Below are 701 nucleotides of genomic sequence, written 5' to 3'. Positions count from 1 at the left end.
GGACAAACCTGCCTTTCGCTGCGGTTGCTCCAATGACGGCTTCATGCGCTTGAGGACAGAGTCGACCTATCAATGCTTATGCGAGAATTACTGGTCGTCACGGCAGCTGAAAGAGTCGCTTGATCATGCGGTTCGCGTCGAGCTCGTTCAATAAAGCGGCGAAGTCATCCCAAGGAGGTAAAGTCGATCCTAAGATGTGGCATTCAATCGCCAACACGCGAAAATCCAAATAAGCAGAGTAGTAAGCTTCGTCATCCTTTGACTTAGGAGGATTCTTTTCAAGCATCTCTTTTGTAACAGTATATTGCTGTTTCGCGCTGCAAAGGTCGCCAGAAAAAAGCCCTACGTCGGCAAGTAGCATATTGTAACCAATTGAAAACGGATTCTCGGAAAGCAGTTCACGCGTTATGCTTCTGGCCCGATCATATTTACCCTTGCGACAGAGACTTTGAACCCTCATCAACTTAAAATTGCGAACTAACCGATGTGCCATGCTGTTACATAGACAATTGTTGGATGCTTCAGCAAGGTTTCTTGCCACATGACCTACGCGCCACATTCGCTCCTAGATTGCAAAGCACAAGGTTCTTTCAGCGATGTCCTGGATCTATTGAACAGCACCTCTTCGCGTTGGGGAAGTTGATCTGCCATGTAGAAAAGCCGACATTGGTGCGTGCTGCACTTTCCCCAACTTTGGGCTC

At 47.8% G+C, this 701-nt stretch carries 1 protein-coding gene; it reads right to left on the bottom strand.

Going from position 1 to position 701, the window contains the following annotated elements; genetic code table 11:
- Positions 1–97 precede the first annotated feature (97 nt).
- Positions 98–361: a hypothetical protein gene (locus tag ACR0BU_RS24755; RefSeq protein ID WP_480739592.1), complete on the bottom strand. Its 264-nt coding sequence runs from the start codon at positions 359–361 to the stop codon at positions 98–100.
- Positions 362–701 lie beyond the last annotated feature (340 nt).

It is taken from the genome of Ruegeria sp. CK2, assembly GCF_056536585.1.
The sequence above is the reverse complement of the archived record's forward strand: the minus strand, read 5'-3'. Positions and strand labels throughout refer to the sequence as shown.